We start from the raw sequence: 17033 nt of genomic DNA, 5'->3' as shown, positions 1-17033 counted from the left end.
GCTGATCGAGCGTGCTTGCGGCAACGTGCGCAACTCGGCGGTGCCCCGCGTGGCATCGTCGTGCATGGTCGTCCTCTCGCTCGGCGCTGGCCGCTCAGCACACGGTACGCCGTGCGGCGGCCCGGCTCAGCGCGCGCGACCGCGGCCGCGCATCCGGCTCTCGACGGAGTCGCGGATCGGCGCGCCCAGGAAGAGCCCGAGCGAGGCGCCCGACGCGAGGCCGAGACCGATCGCGCCGGCGCCGATCAGGGTTGCGAAGCCCAGCACGAGGCTCGCGGGCGTGCCGTCGGACTCGACGAGCTCGAGCAGTCCGCGGAAGACCGCGTAGCCGGGCACCAGCGGCACGATCGCCGCCGTGGTGACCGCGATCGAGGGCACGTGCAGCCGGTGCGCGACCACGATGCCGACGAAGCTGGCCAGCAGCGCACCGGCCGCGCTCGCCACCGCGGTGCCGACGCCTGCGGCGAAGGCTGCCGTGTACCCGGCCCAGGCCAGGCCGCCGAGCACGGCGCTGATGATCGTCGTGCGCAGCCCCGCGCCGTTCATGATCGCGACCGTCACGGCGATGATGATGGCGCCGGTCACCTGCAGCGGCAGCGCGCCGAGCGCCGGGGCGTCGCTCGTGACGATGAATCCCATGCCCAGCGATCGCGCGAGCGACAGGCCGGTGGTGATGCCGATCACGACGCCGAGCGTGGCCATGGTCAGCTCGAGGATGCGCCCGCCCGCGGTGAGCGCGAACCCGTCGATGGCGTCCTGCGCGGCGCCGACCACCGAGAGGCCGGCGAGCATGAGCACGATGCCGGCGGCGACGATGATCGAGGGCCGCACCTCCTCGAGCATCGGCACGCCCAGCTGGGCCAGTGCGCCCGTGCCCGCGGCCGCCGCGGTCACCACCAGCGCGCCCACGATCTGCGAGAAGAAGAACGGCACGCGCAGCCGCGCCATGCCGCGCTGCACGAGCGCCGCGGCGCATGCGGCGATGAAGGCGATGACACCGATCATCCACGAGGCGCCGAACAGGATCGTGACGCCGACGGAGAGCATGCCCTGCGCCAGCACCACGAAGGTCGGGCGGTACATGAACGGCGTGCGGCGGATCGCGTGGAAGCGCGCACGCGCCTGCTCGAGCTCGAGGCCGCCCTCGATCTCGGCGACGAGCGCCTGCAGCCGCTGCAGCTTGGCGTGGTCGGGCACCGGCGCGCGCACGACCCGCAGCAGCGTGATCGGCAGGTCGTCGTTGTTGCGGTGGTAGGAGACGCCGATCGAGTTGTAGGTCACGTCGATGTGCACGGGCCGGATGCCGAGCGCCCCGGCCACGCGCGTGGTGGCGAGCACGACGTCGTTGGCGGATGCGCCGACCGTCGTGAGCGCCTCGGCGATGCGCATCGCGAGGTCGATGACCTTGCGGGCGTGCACCTCGTCGATCGTGAGCAGCGCCTCGGTCATCGGGCGCGAAGCGGGGTCGGTGCGGATCGCGCGCGCGATGCGCTTCCGCCAGTCCCTGCGCTCCTCCATCCCGTCCATCCTCGCATCCCGCCGGGACGTGGCGGGGCACGCAGACGGGCAGTGCTCGAGGCGGCTCAGGCCTTGCGCCACTCCCCGCTCTGCAGGTGCGATCCGGCCTGCGGACCCATCTGCAGCATCCCGCCGTCGACCACCCAGGAGGCACCGGTCACGTAGGCGGCCTCCGCCGACGCGAGGAATGCGATGACCGCCGCGACCTCGCGCGCATCGCCCGGGCGCCCGAGCGGCACGCCGGGGCGATCCTCGCCGTGGGGATCCACGTCCTCCTGCCCGGTCATGGGCGTCGCGATCTCACCCGGCGCCACGCTGTTGGCGGTGATGCCGTGCTCGCCGAGCTCGAGGGCGATGGTCTTGATCAGCCCGCCGAGCCCGTGCTTGGCGGCGTCGTAGGCGCTGGAGCCGACCCGCGGCTGGTGCTCGTGCACGCTCGTGACGGCGATCAGCCGGCCGCCGCGCCCAGCGTCGACCATGTGCCGCGCTGCCGCCTGGAGGCAGACGAACGCACCGTCGAGGTCGGTCGCCACGATCTGCCGCCACTCGTCGGTCGACAGCTCGAGGAACGCCGTGCTCCCACCCGTGCCGGAGCTGTTGACGAGCACGTCGACGCCGCCGAGCCGCCCGGCCAGGTCGTCGACGACCGCACCGACGCGCTGCAGCTCGGTGGTGTCGAGCCGAGCCACCTCGGCGCGGCGCCCATGCTCGCGCACCTCGGCGGCGGTGCGCTCGGCGCCCGCCTCGTCGCGATGCCAGGTGATGCCGATGTCGAGGCCGGCCCTGGCGAGCGCGACGGCGGTCGCACGGCCGATGCCCGAGTCGGAGCCGGTGACGATGGCGGTGCGCGGATCGAAGCCCATGGCGAGACCTCCGGAGTGTCGCTCTGCTGCGGAGGCGCCACGGTAGCCCGCGATCCTGAACGAGCCCGGAGAAGCACGAAGCCCCGACCGAGGTCGGGGCTGGGTGTGGAGCCTGGGAGAATCGAACTCCCGACATCCTGCTTGCAAAGCAGGCGCTCTACCAACTGAGCTAAGGCCCCGCGGCATCTGCATGCCTTGGGAGGATGTGCTTGGTGGGGCTACATGGACTCGAACCATGGACCTCTTCGTTATCAGCGAAGCGCTCTAACCGCCTGAGCTATAGCCCCAAGCACAAGCATCGATGCTACCACGATGCAGGGCTTCTTCCCAACACGGCGCCGTCAGCGACGCCGCTGGAGGGTCACTGGTTCGCGAAGCCGACCTGCAGTCCGCCCGTGAGGCGGACCGACAGGTTGTAGAGCACCGCGATGACCGCGCCGAGCACGGTGATGACCACGAAGTTCAGCACGGCGACCAGCAGCGTGAACATCATCACCTGGGGCAGCGACAGGAGCGTCGTGATCGCGAACTCCGGGTCGGCGAGGATGTCCTGCATCACCTCGTCGATCTTGCCGAACAGCCCGACGACCTGCAGCAGGGTCCACATCACGAAGACGATGACCACCTGCACGACGCCGAGCACGACGCCGAGGATCGCCGACACCTTCATGGCCGACCAGAAGTCGATGTGCACGAGCCGCAGGCGCACCTGCTTGCTCGATCCGCCGCGCCGAGGCGACTTGCTCTGGAGCTTCTCGGCGATGCTCATGCGTCGTCCTCCTCGGTGGCATCCGCGGCGTCGGCGGGCGCCGCATCCGTGGCGTCCACGATAGCGGCATCGCCCGGGGCGACCTCCGGGGCGGATGCGTCAGACGGGGCGGATGCGTCAGACGGGGCGGATGCGTCGGCCGGGGCGGGCGCGTCGGCCGGGGCGGGCGCGTCGGTCGGGGCCTCGACCTCCACGTCCTCCTCGACGTTGCGCGCGATCGAGATCACCAGGTCGGTGGTCGAGCGCTCGGCGAACTGCACACCCATGGTCGTGCGGCCGCGGGCCTCGACCTCGTCGACGCTCGAGCGGATCACCTTGCCCGAGGAGCGGATCAGCAGCAGCTCGTCGCCGTCGTGCACGATCGTCGCGCCGACCAGGGCGCCGCGGTCGTGGTCGCCCGAGGCGAACGTGAGCACGCCCTGCGTGCCGCGGCCCTTCGACGGGTAGCCTGCGACCTCGGTCTTCTTGCCGAAGCCCTGCTCGGTGACGACGAACACGTAGCCCTCGTCGCCGATCACCATCGCGGCGAGCGCCTGGTCGCCCTGCTTCAGGCGGATGCCGCGCACGCCGCCGGTGTTGCGGCCCATCGGGCGCAGCGCCTCGTCGGTCGCCTGGAAGCGGGCCGCACGGCCGAGCTTCGTGACCACGAGGATCTCGTCGTCGGAGTTCGCGAGCATCGCCGAGATGAGCCGGTCGTCGTCGGCGAGGTTGATCGCGATGATGCCGCCTGTGCGGTTCGTGTCGTACAGCTCGAGCCGCGTCTTCTTCACCTGGCCCTGCTGCGTCGCGAGCACCAGGTACTCTGCCGCGTCGTAGCTGCGCAGCGTGAGGACGGTCTGCACCTTCTCGTCGGGCTGGAACGCGAGCAGGTTCGCGACGTGCTGGCCCTTCGCGTCGCGACCGGCCTCGACGATCTCGTAGGCCTTCATGCGGTACACGCGGCCGAGGTTCGTGAAGAACAGCATGTAGTCGTGCGTCGAGTTGACGCTGAAGTGCTCGACCACGTCGTCGCTGCGCAGCTGCGCGCCGCGCACGCCCTTGCCGCCGCGGTGCTGCGCCCGGTACTGGTCGATGCGCGTGCGCTTGATGTAGCCGCCGGTCGTCAGGCTGACGACGACCTGCTCCTCGGGGATCAGGTCCTCCATCGAGACGTCGCCGCCGTAGCCGTGCATGATCTCGGTGCGGCGGTCGTCGCCGTGCTTCGCGACGATCTCGCGCAGCTCGTCGACGATGATCTCGCGCTGGCGCGCCGGCTTGGCCAGCACGTCCTTGTAGTCGGCGATCATGACGGTCAGCTCGTCGGCCTCGTCCTGGATCTTCTGGCGCTCGAGGGCGGCCAGCTTGCGCAGCTGCAGCTCGAGGATCTCGGTCGCCTGGCCCTCGTCGACGTCGAGCAGCTCCATGAGCCCCTCGCGCGCGACCTCGGTGGTCGCCGAGCGGCGGATCAGCGCGATGACCTCGTCGAGCGCGTCGAGCGCCTTCAGGTAGCCCTCGAGCGTGTGCATGCGCTTCTCGGCCTTGGCGAGGCGGAACTGCGTGCGCCGCACGATGACCTCGACCTGGTGGTCGGCCCAGTGCGTGATGAAGCCGTCGATCGAGAGCGTGCGGGGCACGCCGTCGACGATCGCCAGCATGTTCGCGCCGAAGTTCTCCTGCAGCTGCGTGTGCTTGTAGAGGTTGTTGAGCACGACCTTCGCGACCGCGTCGCGCTTGATCGTGATGACGAGGCGCTGGCCGGTGCGTCCCGAGGTCTGGTCCTCGATGTTCGCGATGCCCTGCAGCTTGCCGTCCTTGACCAGGTCGGCGACGCGCACCGCGAGGCGGTCGGGGTTCACCTGGTACGGCAGCTCGGTGATGACGAGCGCGGTGCGGCCCTGCACCTCCTCGACGTTCACGACGGCCCGCATCGTGATGGAGCCGCGGCCGGTGCGGTACGCCTCCTGGATGCCCTTGGTGCCGAGGATCTGCGCCCCGGTCGGGAAGTCGGGGCCCTGGATGCGCTCGAGGAGGGCCTCCAGCAGCTCCTCCTTCGACGCATCCGGGTGCTCGAGGTGCCAGATCGCGCCCGCGGCCACCTCGCGCAGGTTGTGCGGCGGGATGTTCGTGGCCATGCCGACGGCGATGCCGACCGAGCCGTTGACGAGCAGGTTCGGGAACCGGGCGGGCAGCACCGAGGGCTCCTGCGTGCGGCCGTCGTAGTTGTCCTGGAAGTCGACGGTGTCCTCGTCGATGTCGCGCACCATCTCCATGGAGAGCTGCGACATCTTCGTCTCGGTGTACCGGGGCGCCGCCGCCTCGTCGTCGCCGGCCGAGCCGAAGTTGCCCTGGCCGAGCGCGAGCGGGTAGCGCATCGACCACGGCTGCACCAGGCGCACGAGCGCGTCGTAGATCGCCGAGTCGCCGTGCGGGTGGAACTGCCCCATCACGTCGCCGACGACGCGCGAGCACTTCGAGAATGCCTTGTCGGGGCGGTAGCCGCCGTCGTACATCGCGTAGATCACGCGACGGTGCACGGGCTTCATGCCGTCGCGCACCTCGGGCAGCGCGCGCCCGACGATCACGCTCATCGCGTAGTCGAGGTAGGAGCGCTGCATCTCGAGCTGCAGGTCGACCTGCTCGATGGCGCCGTGGTTGGGGGCGTCGCGGTCGAAGGGCTCGGCCGCGGGAGTCGTCTCGTCAGTCATGCTGCTCTCTCAGCCTCAGATGTCCAGGAAGCGGACGTCGCGGGCGTTCTTCTGGATGAAGGTGCGGCGGGCCTCGACGTCCTCGCCCATGAGGGTCGAGAAGATCGCGTCGGCCACGGCGGCATCGTCGAGGGTCACCTGCTTGAGCGTGCGGGTGTCGGGATCCATGGTCGTCTCCCACAGCTCCGAGTAGTTCATCTCGCCCAGACCCTTGTAGCGCTGCACGCCGTTGTCCTTCGGGATGCGGCGGCCGGCGGCCGTGCCCGCGGCGATCATCTCGTCGCGCTGGCGGTCGCTGTAGGCGTACTCGTGGTCGGCGTTCGTCCACTTGATCTTGTAGAGCGGCGGCGCGGCCAGGTAGACGTAGCCGAGGTCGATGAGCGGCCGCATGTAGCGGAACAGCAGCGTCAGCAGCAGCGTGGTGATGTGCTGGCCGTCGACGTCGGCATCGGCCATCAGCACGATCTTGTGGTACCTGGCCTTCTCGGGGTCGAAGTCCTCGCCGAGCCCCGCGCCGAACGCGGTGATCATCGACTGGATCTCGGCGTTGCCGAGCGCGCGGTCGAGGCGCGCCTTCTCGACGTTCAGCACCTTGCCGCGCAACGGCAGGATCGCCTGCGTGTAGGGGTTGCGCCCCTGCACCGCGGAGCCGCCTGCCGAGTTGCCCTCGACGATGAAGATCTCCGAGATGGTCGGATCCTTCGACTGGTTGTCCTTGAGCTTGCCCGGCATGCCGGCCGACTCGAGCAGGCCCTTGCGGCGCGTCTGCTCGCGCGCCTTCCGCGCGGCGATGCGCGCGGTCGCGGCGCCGAGCGCCTTGCGGACGATCTCCTTCGCCATCGCGGGATTCGACTCGAACCAGTGTCCGAGCTCCTCGCCGGTCACCTTCTGCACGAACGACTTCGCCTCGGTGTTGCCGAGCTTCGTCTTCGTCTGGCCCTCGAACTGGGGCTCGCCCAGCTTCACCGAGACGATCGCGGTCAGGCCCTCGCGGACATCCTCGCCCGAGAGGTTCTCGTCCTTCTCCTTCAGCAGGTTCGTCTGCCGTGCGTACTTGTTGACGAGGGTGGTGAGCGCGGCGCGGAAGCCCTCCTCGTGCGTGCCGCCCTCGTGCGTGTTGATCGTGTTCGCGTAGGTGTAGACGGCCTCCTGGTAGGAGGTGGTCCACTGCATCGCGATCTCGACCGAGATCCGGCGCTCCGTGTCCTCCGACTCGAAGTCGATGATCTCGGGATGCACGGCCTCGGCCCGCTTCGACTCGTTCAGGTAGGCGACGTAGTCCTTCAGGCCCTGCTCGTACAGGAACTCGTCGGAGCGCTGCACGGTCGCCTCGTCGGCGCCGTCGGCGTCGACCTCGACGACCGCCTCGGGGCGCTGGTCGAGGATGGCGATGCGCAGGCCCTTGTTGAGGAACGCCATCTGCTGGAACCGCTTCGCGAGCGTCTCGTAGTCGAACTCGACGGTCTCGAAGATCTCGGTGCTCGGCCAGAAGGTGAGGGTCGTGCCGGTCTCGTCCGTGGCCTCTCCGGTGACGAGCGCGGCCTCGGGCTCGCCGACCCTGAAGGCCTGGCGGTGCACGTGGCCCTGCCGCTTGATCTCGACCTCGAGCCGCGACGACAGCGCGTTCACGACCGACGAGCCCACGCCGTGCAGGCCGCCGGAGACCGCGTAGCCGCCGCCGCCGAACTTGCCGCCCGCGTGCAGCACGGTCAGCACCACCTCGACGGTCGACTTCGACGGGTCGCTCGAGTGCGGGTCGACGGGGATGCCGCGCCCGTTGTCGGTCACGCGCACGCCGCCGTCGGGCAGGATCGTGACGTCGATGCTGTCGCAGTGGCCGGCGAGCGCCTCGTCGACCGCGTTGTCGACGATCTCGTAGACGAGGTGGTGCAGGCCGCGCGGGCCGGTCGAGCCGATGTACATGCCCGGGCGCTTGCGCACCGCCTCGAGACCCTCGAGGATCTGGATCTGGTCGGCGCCGTAGTCGCCCTGCTCCCGCTGCTCGCGCGTCTGCTCGGGCTGCTGCACCGGCTCCTTCGCCGGCTCGTGCTCGGGCTGTGTCTCGTGCTCGTTCGCCATGCTTCTCCGCGTCCGCCTTCCGCGCCGCCAACACGTGGCCGCGCAACCCTCCGATTCTACCCCGTACGGCCGTGGAACATGGTGCAGAACGCGCCTCTGCGGGACGATCGCGGCTTCCGACGGCAGAACAGCCCGCCGAATCGGTGTTTCGGTCCCCTGGATGCCTTCACGGGCCTCGGCGGGCCGGTCACGGATCGAGGTGGATACCCCGCTCAGAACCACGACGGCCCGGGACCTCTCGGTCCCGGGCCGTCGTGCGGCATCCGCCGAACGGTCGTCAGCCCATCGGGATGAGCACCCAGAGGGCCGCGGTGAGGGCGAAGCCGAGCACGCCGAGGATGGTCGTCATGACCGTCCAGGTGCGCAGGCCGTCCTTCACCGACAGCCCCAGGTAGCGCGTCACGATCCAGAAGCCCGAGTCGTTCACGTGGCTGAGGCCGAGCGCGCCGTAGCCGATCGCGACGGCGAAGAGGGCGAGGTGGATCGGGTCGAGCCCCAGGCCCGCGACCGCCGGCAGCAGCAGGCCGGCCGCGGTGGTGATCGCCACGGTGGCCGAGCCCTGCGCGGCACGCATGATCAGCGAGATCAGGAAGCCCAGCAGCAGCACGGGCATGCCCGACGCCGACATGATGTCGGCGACCGCGCCGCCGATGCCGGTCTCGGTGAGGATGCGGCCGAACGCGCCGCCGGCACCGGTGACGAGGATGATGACGGCAGCTGCGGGCAGCGCCGACTCCATCACCTCGCCGAGGTGCGACGCCGACCAGCCGCGGCGCAGGCCCAGCGCGATCATCGCGACCGCGATGGCCACCATCAGCGCGAAGATCGGCTGGCCGATCATGGCCAGGAAGCCGTTCCAGAAGGTGCCCTTCTCGAACGCGGGCGCCACGGTCGTGCCGACCATGATCAGGGCGAGCGGCAGGATGATGATGCCGAGGATGGTCCAGGCGCTGGGCGCCTTCTCGTCGGCGGTGAGCGAGCTGCCCTTGAGCGACGTGTCGCTCTCGGTGCCGAACGCGTCGAACATCGCCTTCGTGGCGGGCAGCATCGTGTACTCGCGGCGGTTGAGCCACTTGCCCAGCGCGTAGGCGGCGAAGGCCAGCGGGATCGAGATGCCGAGCGACAGGATCGTGACCCAGCCGATGTCGGCGCCGAGGATGGTGGCGCCGCCGACGATGCCCGGGTGCGGCGGCACGGCCACGTGCACTGCGAGCATGATGCCGGCGATCGGCAGGCCGAACTTCAGCGGGCTGACCTTCGCCGCCTTCGAGAAGGCGTAGATGATCGGGATCAGGATGATGAAGCCGGCATCGAAGAACACCGGGATCGCCAGGATCGCCGCGGCCGCCGTGAGGGCGACGCCGACGCGCTTCGGCCCCAGCCAGCTCGTGAACTTGCCGGCCAGCGACTCCGCGCCGCCCGAGATCTCGATGATCTTGCCGAGCATCGAGCCGAGCGCGACGAGCACCGCGACCGAGCCGAGCGTGCCGCCGACGCCGGCGATGATCGCCTGGATGACGCCGAGCTGCTCGGGGCTGTCGTCGGTGGCGGGGACGGTGGTCAGCGGCAGGCCGGCGGCGACGCCGACCACGATCGAGGTGAGCAGCAGCGCGTAGAACGCCTGCACCTTGAACTTGATGATGAGCAGCAGCAGCAGGCCGATGCCGCCCAGGCCGATGGCGATCAAGACGCCGAGGGGGTACTCCATCAGATCGCCGCCTCTCCGCGACGGCCCGCTGCTGCCCGACGAGCCGGGGCGACGACGCGGATGACCGCGGAGTCGTCGTGGGCGGCGAGGCCCTGGGCCTCGCCGAGCAGGAACAGCTGCTCGGCGGCGGCGGCGACCGGGGCCGCCAGGTGGTGGGCCCGCGCGGCCGCGCCGACGATGCCCATGTCCTTCACGAAGATGTCGAGGCGGCTGAGCACCTCGGCGCCCTCCTCGTCGTAGGCCTGCAGCGACCGCGGGCCGCGGTTGCCGAGCATGAACGAGTTCGCGGCTCCTGCGGTGAGCGCCTCGAGCGTGCGCTCCTGGTCGAGCCCCATCGCGTCGGCGAGGGCGAGCGCCTCTGCAGCGGCGGCGATGTGCACGCCGCACAGCAGCTGGTTCACCGTCTTCAGCGCCTGGCCGTGGCCGGGCCGATCGCCGACGATCGACAGGGTCGACGAGAGCTGCTCGAGCACCGGCCTGGCGATCTCGAGCGCGGCGGGCTCCGCGCCCACCACGATGAGCAGGTCGCCCTCGCCGGCGCGCACCGGGCCGCCGGAGAGCGGCGCGTCCACGAGCGCCGCGCCCGAGGCACGCAGCAGCTCGGCGATCTCGGCGATGCCGTCGGTGCCGACCGTGCTGGTGAGGATCACCACGGCGCCGTCGCCGAGGTGCTCGGCGAAGCCGCGCTCGCCGAAGAGCAGCTCGCGCAGCTGCTCGCCGGTGCGCACGGCCACGATGACGGCCTGCGCACCGGCGACGGCCTCGGCCGCGGAGGTGGCGGGGGTGACGCCCTGCTCGCCGGCGAGCGCCAGGCGCTGCTCGGCGATGTCGAATCCGGAGACGTCGAAGCGCTGCGCGAGCCTCGTCGCCATGGGGAGTCCCATGGCGCCGAGCCCGATGACGGCGACTTTGCTGGTCATGGCTGTTCCGTTCTGTGGGTGTGCGGTGATGGAGAAGAGGTGCGGATGCGTCGGTGCGGTCGCGGGATCGGCTCAGTCCGCGAGCGTGCGGACGACGAGCGCGAGGGATTCGGTGGTGCCGACGTTGCCCGCGAAGACGACGTAGGGGATGCCGACGGCCGGGCCGACCTGCGGCTGCCAGAGCGAGACGATGCCGGGCAGCATGGGGCCGACGACCATGGCCCGGCGGATGCCGAGCGCCTCGGAGGCGGTGTCGCTCGAGGTGATGCCGCCCTTGGCGATGACGAAGCGAGGGGGCGCGAGCTCGAGCACCCGCGCGACGAGCTCGACGAGTCCGGCCGAGACGCGGCGGGAGATGTCGAGGCTCTCGGCGCCGTCGCGACCGGTGACCAGCTCGCGACTGGTGTGCACGATCACGGTGCCCGACGCGATGGCCCGGGCGACCGCATCCGCCTGCGCGCTCAGGTGCGCCTCGCGGCGGTCGTCGATGAGCGCGCGCACGTCGAGCTCGACCGTCACGGTGCCGGGGCGGTCGGCCAGCAGGGCCTCGAGCTGCGCGGTCGTGAGCGGCACGTGGCTGCCGACGACGACGAGGCCGCCGCGCGCGTTCGCGAACTCGATGCGGTCGGCGGTCACGGGAGCGGCGATCTCCTGGCCGATGTGGGCGCGCAGGTAGGGCGGTCCGATGCGCAGCAGCGATGCCATGCCCTCGTGCTCGAGCGCGTGCAGGGCGAGCGCGACGCAGCGCATGTCGTGCTCGTCGACCACGTCGACGGCGACGACGGTGCCGGCCGGCAGCTCGCGCAGGAACCCGGCCACGCGCTCCGGCCCCGAGCGGATGATGTCGATCGTGAGGGCGGCGACGTCGTCGCGGCGGATGCGTCCCTCGGTCTTCTCCTCCACCCAGTCGCGGAGGTTCGACGAGCGGTAGCCGAACGTGGCGTCGCCGGCGAAGGCCGTCTCCCCCACCGGGATGGCCTCGCCGTCGACGACCCAGTAGTGCACGGAGTCGACGGTGATGCGGCCGGAGTCGGGGAAGGCCGGCACCAGCACGGTCAGATGCGGGGCGGCGCCGCCGTGCTCGGCCGCCGCGGCGCTCAGCACGTCGGTCTCGAGCGGGAAGTGCCCGCGCAGCGTCGAGTCGCTGCGACTGACGAACGAGACGCGCACGCCCGCCCGAGCGGCCGCGGCGATCGCGACCTCGACCACCTCGCGGCTGCGGCTCGCGGCGTCGGCCTCGCTCAGCGAGCGGCTGTTGGTCAGCACGTAGACGGCTGGGGCGCCCTGGGTGAGCCCCCAGTCGAGATCCTCCGGAGCCCAGCGCGTGAGCACGGGCAGACCGGCGACCGACTGCGTGCCGGTGGGGTCGTCGTCGAGCACCACGAAGACGAGGTCGTCGCTGCGCGCCGCGGCGACGGCCGCCGCGGGGATCTCGAGCGAGGCCGGCAGGTCGGCCAGCAGGGCATCGATGTGCACGAGAACTCCCTTGTCCGCGGATCAGCGCCAGCGGTAGCGCGATCTGATATCAGACATGGTGGAGCAGAATGCCGCAGGCTGTCAAGCCCCGGTCGGCGAGGCTCAGTCGAGCACGAGCGAGAGCAGGTCGTCGCGCGTCTGCTGCATGTGGCTCGCCATCGCATCGCGGGCCGCCACCGAGACACCGGAGCGGATCGACTCGAGCACCTTGCGGTGCTCGTCGATCGCGTGCTCGCGGATCTCGAGCACGGCGCTCGTCTCGCCTCGGGTCTCGGTGAGCATCGAGGTGAGCGGCAGCAGCGCAGCCACCAGGATGCGGTTGTCGGCGGCGCGCATGACCAGGTCGTGGAACTCGAGGTCGGCCTGCACGAACGCGTCGACATCGCCGCTGCCGTGGTGCTGCTCCATGCGGGCGAGCGCGTCCTCCAGCTGCTCGAGGTGCTCGTCGGTGCGGCGCTCGGCCGCCAGCTGAGCGGCGCCCGTCTCGATCATCATGCGCACCTCGAGCAGCTCGAGCGACGACTGCCGGCGCTGGCCGGCGCTGCGCGCATGCCGCACCACCGCATCCATGCCCGTCCACTCCGCGACCTGCGCGATGCGGTGCCGGCTGCCCGGCACCTGCACGATCACGCCCTGCGCCTGCAGCAGGCGCACCGCCTCGCGCATGGTGAGCCGCGAGACGCCGAACTCGGTCGCGAGCACCCCTTCGGGCGGCAGCTGCTCGCCGGCGGTGAGGGCGCCGTCGATGATGGCGTCCAGCAGCTGATCAACGGCGTCATGCGTGCGCGAAGCCCTGGGCATGGCTCCTCCTCGAGTCCTGTTGTCAGACAGGGTAACCGACCGCGGGAGGATCACCGGCGAGGGGCTCGCGGCGCGACCGAGGGGCGGGCGGAACCCGGGCGCACAGGCCGATCTCGCGCGCTCAGCCCCAGGTGTCGCGCGGACCCCGACCGGGCACCGAGCGCCGGCCCCTGCTGAAGCTCGGCAGGTCCGGACCGATGAAGCGCACCGACGTCAGCCCGCACTCCGGGAACCGGGCGAGGATGCGCGTGGTCGTCTCGGCGCGCAGGATGCGCATCTGCTGCGTCCAGGCCGTCGATGCGCAGCGCACGGTGAGCACGCCCTCCTCGAACGAGACCGGCTCGGTGCGTCCGGCGTTCTCCTCCCCCACCAGCTCGGGCCAGTGGGTCATCACGTCGGCGCGCGCGAGCGTCGTCGTCCAGCCGCGGTCGTCGGCGAAGCCGCCGATGACGTCGCCGAGCGCCCGCGGATCGCGTCCCTTCCCGAACGGCACCGACGCATCCGGGTCGCGCCTCGAACGGCGTCGGCCGTCGCGCGTGACCATCGCCGGGTCGCCGAACTTCGCCTTCAGCCGCAACCAGACGCGCTCGGGCTCGGTCTTCGCCAGCTCATGCATCGGCCATCACCTCTCCCCCGTCGATGCGGATGCGGTGGTGGCGCAGCGCCTCGGGCACGTCGTCCTCCACCGCCGCGGTGATGAGCACCTGCTCGAAGCCGGCCGCCGCCTCGGCCAGGCGACGCCGACGGCCCGCGTCGAGCTCGGCGAACACGTCGTCGAGGATCATCACCGGATCGCCGCCCGAGCCGTCGCGCAGCAGCTCGGCCGAGGCGAGCTTCAGCGCCAGCGCGAACGACCACGACTCGCCGTGGCTGGCGTAGTGACGGGCCAGCAGGTCGTTGAGCTGCAGGTCGAGGTCGTCGCGATGCGGGCCCACCAGGCTGACGCCGCGGTCGAGCTCGTCGCGGCGCCGCTCGGCGAGCAGCGCGTGGAACGCCTCGGCCGAGTCGGGCACGTTGGTGGTCAGCGCGATGCGCGCCTCGTGCTCGTCGCCCGCGACCAGCCGGTAGGCGGCGTCGACGTGCGGCGCCAGCTCGGCGACCAGGGCGCGACGGGTGCGCAGCACCTCGAGGCCGAGGTCGACGAGCCGGCCGTCCCAGACCTCGAGCGTCGTCAGGTCGTCGGGCCGCAGCCGCGCCGCGCGAGCGCTCTTCAGCAGCGAGTTGCGCTGCCTCAGCACCCGGTCGAGGTCGCTGTGCACGCCGGCGAGCCGGGGCGCACGCATGACGGCCAGGTCGTCGAGGAATCTGCGCCGACCGGCCGGATCGGCACGCACGAGCTGCAGATCCTCCGGGCTGAACAGCACCGCCTGCAGGTAGCGCGGCAGATCCCGGATGCGCACGTTCTGCCCGTTGGCCTGCGCGCGGTTGGCGCCGCGGGCGTTGAGCTCGACATCGAGCTGGAAGCTGCGCTCGTCGTTGGTGACGGTGCAGCGCACGATCGCCTGCTGCTCCCCCGCCCTGATGAGGGCGGTGTCGACGGGCACGCGGTGGCTCGACCCGGTCGCGATCCACACGAGCGACTCGACCATGTTGGTCTTGCCCTGCCCGTTGCGGCCCACGAGCAGGTTCGCACCGGGCTCGAACGCGACGTCCGCCGCGCGGTAGTTGCGGAAGTCGGTCAGCGCGAGTCGGCTGACGCGCACCTATGCCTTCTTGGTCGCGTGGCCGCCGAACTGGTTGCGCAGCGCGGCCACCGCCTTCATCGCGGGACTGTCGTCCTGACGCGACTCGAAGCGCGCGAAGAGCGACGCCGCGATCGCGGGCATCGGCACCGCGTTGGCGATCGCCTCCTCGACGGTCCAGCGCCCCTCGCCCGAGTCGTCGACGTAGCCCTCGATCTCCGACAGGTCGTCATCCTCGTCGAGGGCGCGCACCATCAGGTCGAGCAGCCAGGAGCGCACGACGGTGCCGCGCTGCCATGCCTTGAAGCTGCCGGCGACGTCGTGCACGAGCTCCTTGCGCTCGAGCAGCTCGAAGCCCTCGGCGTACGCCTGCATGAGGCCGTACTCGATGCCGTTGTGCACCATCTTCACGTAGTGACCGGCGCCGGTCGGGCCGGCGTGCACGTAGCCCTCCTCGCGCGGGCCCTCAGGGCGCAGCGCGTCGAAGACCGGCAGCAGCCCCTCGACGTCTGCCTTGTCGCCGCCGACCATCAGGCCGTAGCCGTTCTCGAGGCCCCAGATGCCTCCGGAGACGCCCACGTCGACGAAGCGGATGCCGCGCTCGGCCAGCTGGGCCGCGTGCCGCTCATCCTCGGTGAAGCGCGAGTTGCCGCCGTCGATGACCAGATCGCCTTCCGACAGCTTCTCGCCCAGCTCGGTGACCACCGCATCCGTGATCTCGCCCGCCGGCACCATCACCCAGACGGTGCGGGGCGCGGGCAGGGCAGCGATCAGCTCGTCGACGCTCGCGACGTCGGTCACCTCGGGCTTGCGGTCGTAGCCGGTGACGTCGATGCCGGCGTCGCGCAGACGGGTGCGCATGTTGCCGCCCATCTTGCCGAGCCCGATCAGTCCGATGTGCGTCATGGTGCCCCCTCGTCGCGACGTGTGTCGCGGGTCAGCGCAGCAGCAGGTTGGGCTGCAGCAGGTACTTGAAGTCGGTCGCCTCGGCGTCGTCGCGCGACGTCTGCCCGCGGATCAGCATGGGGCCGGGCTTGTTCGTGTTCTCGGAGTGCGTGAACGAGACGCGCACGAACTCCGAGTGGGTGGCCTGGATGCCGTCGATCAGCAGCTGCGGCTTGATCGAGAGCACGATGTCGTCGCCCTCGAGCACGGCGTCGATCGACTCGGAGGCCTGCGCCTGCTCGGAGCCGATCGCCTCGAGCTGCGCCTGGCCCTCGCTGAAGGTGAAGCGGATCGCGGCCTCGGCGTCGAGCACGAGCTGCACGCGACGGGTGGCATCGACGAGCTCGGAGGTGCTCACGACCGCGTGATGCTCGACCTGCTCGGGGAAGAGCCGGCGCACCGGCGGGTAGTTGCCCTTGATCAGCAGGCTGGTGACCGTGCGATCGGCGGTCGAGAACGCGATCTGCTGCCGCTCCCCCGCCTCGCTCATGGTGATCTCGATGCGGTCGGCGCTGCCGAAGGTGCGGCCGACCTCGACGAGCGTGCGGGCCGGCACCAGCGAGGTGAGCGCCTCGGTCTGATCGCCGGCGTCCCACGGGATGCTGCGCACCGAGACGCGGTAGCGGTCGGTGGCGATGAGCGTGAGCGTGTGCTCCGAGGCCTCGAGCTGCACACCGGTGATGACCGGCGTGACGTCTTCGCGCGATGCCGAGATCGCCACCTGCGAGATGGCCTCCGAGAACGCCTTGCCCTCGACGACGCCGGTGCGGCCCTCGACGGTCGGCACCGTCGGGTACTCCTCGAGCGGCATCTTCGCGAGCGAGAACTGCGCGTTGCCGCAGCGCAGGATGACCTTGGTGCCGTCGTCCTCGACCCGCACCTCGCGTTGCGGCAGCTTCGCCGCGATGTCGCTCAGCAGCCGGCCGGAGACCAGCACCACACCCTCGCCCTCGACGTCGGCAGCCACCGAGGTGCGGGCGGAGGACTCGAAGTCGAACGACGAGAAGACCACGCCGTCGGCCGTGGACTCGATGCGCACGCCGCTCAGGATCGGCATCGTCGGCCGCTGCGGCAGCAGCTTGACCGCGAACGACACGGCGTCGCTGAAGACATCGCGATTGATGACGAACTTCACTGCGCGACCTTCTTGACGGCGTGCTTCTTCACGGGGGATCCTCCTTCGGCGCTCGAGGCGCTGCGAGATTGCCGCGCCGCAGAGCACGGCGGTGTCGATTCTGGCACAGGCTCGCCATTCCGACCCCGGACGCCGATCGGGCCGCCGACGGTCATGGTTGGCAGCTCGCCCAAATCTCTCTCGAAACGATCTCTGTCATTCATAACGTCTGTGCAACCTGTGGATCGATGGCGTCCTCGCCGTGGGAACGCTGGGAACTACAACCGTGGAAGTTGTAGAGCCGCTGTTGACGCGCATCCACAGACGGTGGAGACGGGCGGATGCGCTGGGGCGCGAGTTCCACAGGTCGCGGTCGCGTTGTCCACAGGCTCGCCCACGCGCTCCACATCCGAATCACATGAAGTGCACGTTGAGGGTTGGGTGTGGTCGTCGAGGGATGGTGCGCGTCGCGGA

At 70.7% G+C, this 17033-nt stretch carries 13 protein-coding genes and 2 tRNA genes; all 15 read right to left on the bottom strand.

All coding sequences use genetic code 11. The features are described from left to right. Nucleotides 1-126: 126 nt before the first annotated feature. The 15 genes from Q9250_RS05235 to dnaN all read right to left on the bottom strand — a co-directional run bounded on the left by Q9250_RS05235 (nucleotide 127) and on the right by dnaN (nucleotide 16580). Entirely contained in the window at nucleotides 127-1518 is a 1392-nt protein-coding gene (locus Q9250_RS05235; RefSeq protein WP_306233532.1) for a threonine/serine exporter family protein, read from the bottom strand. 65 nt (nucleotides 1519-1583) lie between these two features. Next, complete coding sequence (locus tag Q9250_RS05230; RefSeq protein ID WP_306233531.1) at nucleotides 1584-2381, bottom strand: SDR family oxidoreductase; 798 nt, start codon at nucleotides 2379-2381, stop codon at nucleotides 1584-1586. 106 nt (nucleotides 2382-2487) lie between these two features. Beyond that, nucleotides 2488-2560 (bottom strand) — tRNA-Ala (locus Q9250_RS05225). Nucleotides 2561-2591: 31 nt separating this feature from the next. Continuing rightward, nucleotides 2592-2668: transfer RNA gene (locus Q9250_RS05220), tRNA-Ile, on the bottom strand. 74 nt (nucleotides 2669-2742) lie between these two features. Continuing rightward, the gene (locus tag Q9250_RS05215) at nucleotides 2743-3150 is read right to left on the bottom strand and encodes a DUF3566 domain-containing protein (RefSeq protein ID WP_306233530.1); all 408 of its coding nucleotides are present in this window, start codon (nucleotides 3148-3150) and stop codon (nucleotides 2743-2745) included. After that, on the bottom strand, nucleotides 3147-5834 hold the full coding sequence (gene gyrA, locus Q9250_RS05210) for a DNA gyrase subunit A (protein ID WP_306233529.1): 2688 nt from the start codon (nucleotides 5832-5834) through the stop codon (nucleotides 3147-3149). The genes Q9250_RS05215 and gyrA overlap by 4 nt, the downstream gene beginning before the upstream one ends. Nucleotides 5835-5849: 15 nt before the next feature. Continuing rightward, the gene (gene gyrB, locus Q9250_RS05205) at nucleotides 5850-7913 is read right to left on the bottom strand and encodes a DNA topoisomerase (ATP-hydrolyzing) subunit B (RefSeq protein ID WP_306233528.1); all 2064 of its coding nucleotides are present in this window, start codon (nucleotides 7911-7913) and stop codon (nucleotides 5850-5852) included. Nucleotides 7914-8190: 277 nt separating this feature from the next. Beyond that, nucleotides 8191-9621 (bottom strand): GntP family transporter, encoded by a 1431-nt coding sequence (locus Q9250_RS05200; protein WP_306233527.1) that lies wholly within the window; start codon nucleotides 9619-9621, stop codon nucleotides 8191-8193. Further along, a complete protein-coding gene (locus Q9250_RS05195) occupies nucleotides 9621-10541 on the bottom strand; it encodes an NAD(P)-dependent oxidoreductase (protein ID WP_306233526.1) in 921 nt (306 codons plus the stop codon). The genes Q9250_RS05200 and Q9250_RS05195 overlap by 1 nt, the downstream gene beginning before the upstream one ends. Before the next feature lie 72 nt (nucleotides 10542-10613). Continuing rightward, complete coding sequence (locus Q9250_RS05190; protein WP_306233525.1) at nucleotides 10614-12017, bottom strand: four-carbon acid sugar kinase family protein; 1404 nt, start codon at nucleotides 12015-12017, stop codon at nucleotides 10614-10616. Nucleotides 12018-12119: 102 nt separating this feature from the next. Continuing rightward, nucleotides 12120-12818 (bottom strand): FadR/GntR family transcriptional regulator, encoded by a 699-nt coding sequence (locus tag Q9250_RS05185; protein WP_306233524.1) that lies wholly within the window; start codon nucleotides 12816-12818, stop codon nucleotides 12120-12122. Nucleotides 12819-12939: 121 nt separating this feature from the next. Beyond that, a complete protein-coding gene (locus Q9250_RS05180; RefSeq protein WP_306233523.1) occupies nucleotides 12940-13434 on the bottom strand; it encodes a DciA family protein in 495 nt (164 codons plus the stop codon). Further along, nucleotides 13427-14521, bottom strand: a complete 1095-nt coding sequence (recF, locus tag Q9250_RS05175) for a DNA replication/repair protein RecF (RefSeq protein WP_306233522.1) — start codon at nucleotides 14519-14521, stop codon at nucleotides 13427-13429. Before recF ends, Q9250_RS05180 begins: the two co-directional genes overlap by 8 nt. Further along, the gene (gene gnd / locus Q9250_RS05170) at nucleotides 14522-15406 is read right to left on the bottom strand and encodes a phosphogluconate dehydrogenase (NAD(+)-dependent, decarboxylating) (protein ID WP_306233521.1); all 885 of its coding nucleotides are present in this window, start codon (nucleotides 15404-15406) and stop codon (nucleotides 14522-14524) included. It abuts the gene before it with no gap. Nucleotides 15407-15437: 31 nt separating this feature from the next. Next, the gene (dnaN, locus tag Q9250_RS05165) at nucleotides 15438-16580 is read right to left on the bottom strand and encodes a DNA polymerase III subunit beta (RefSeq protein WP_306233520.1); all 1143 of its coding nucleotides are present in this window, start codon (nucleotides 16578-16580) and stop codon (nucleotides 15438-15440) included. Between the last annotated feature and the right edge of the window lie 453 nt (nucleotides 16581-17033).

Origin of the sequence: Agrococcus beijingensis (assembly GCF_030758955.1) — a bacterium.
GTDB lineage: Bacteria > Actinomycetota > Actinomycetes > Actinomycetales > Microbacteriaceae > Agrococcus > Agrococcus beijingensis.
This window is presented reverse-complemented; position numbering and strand designations above follow the sequence as displayed.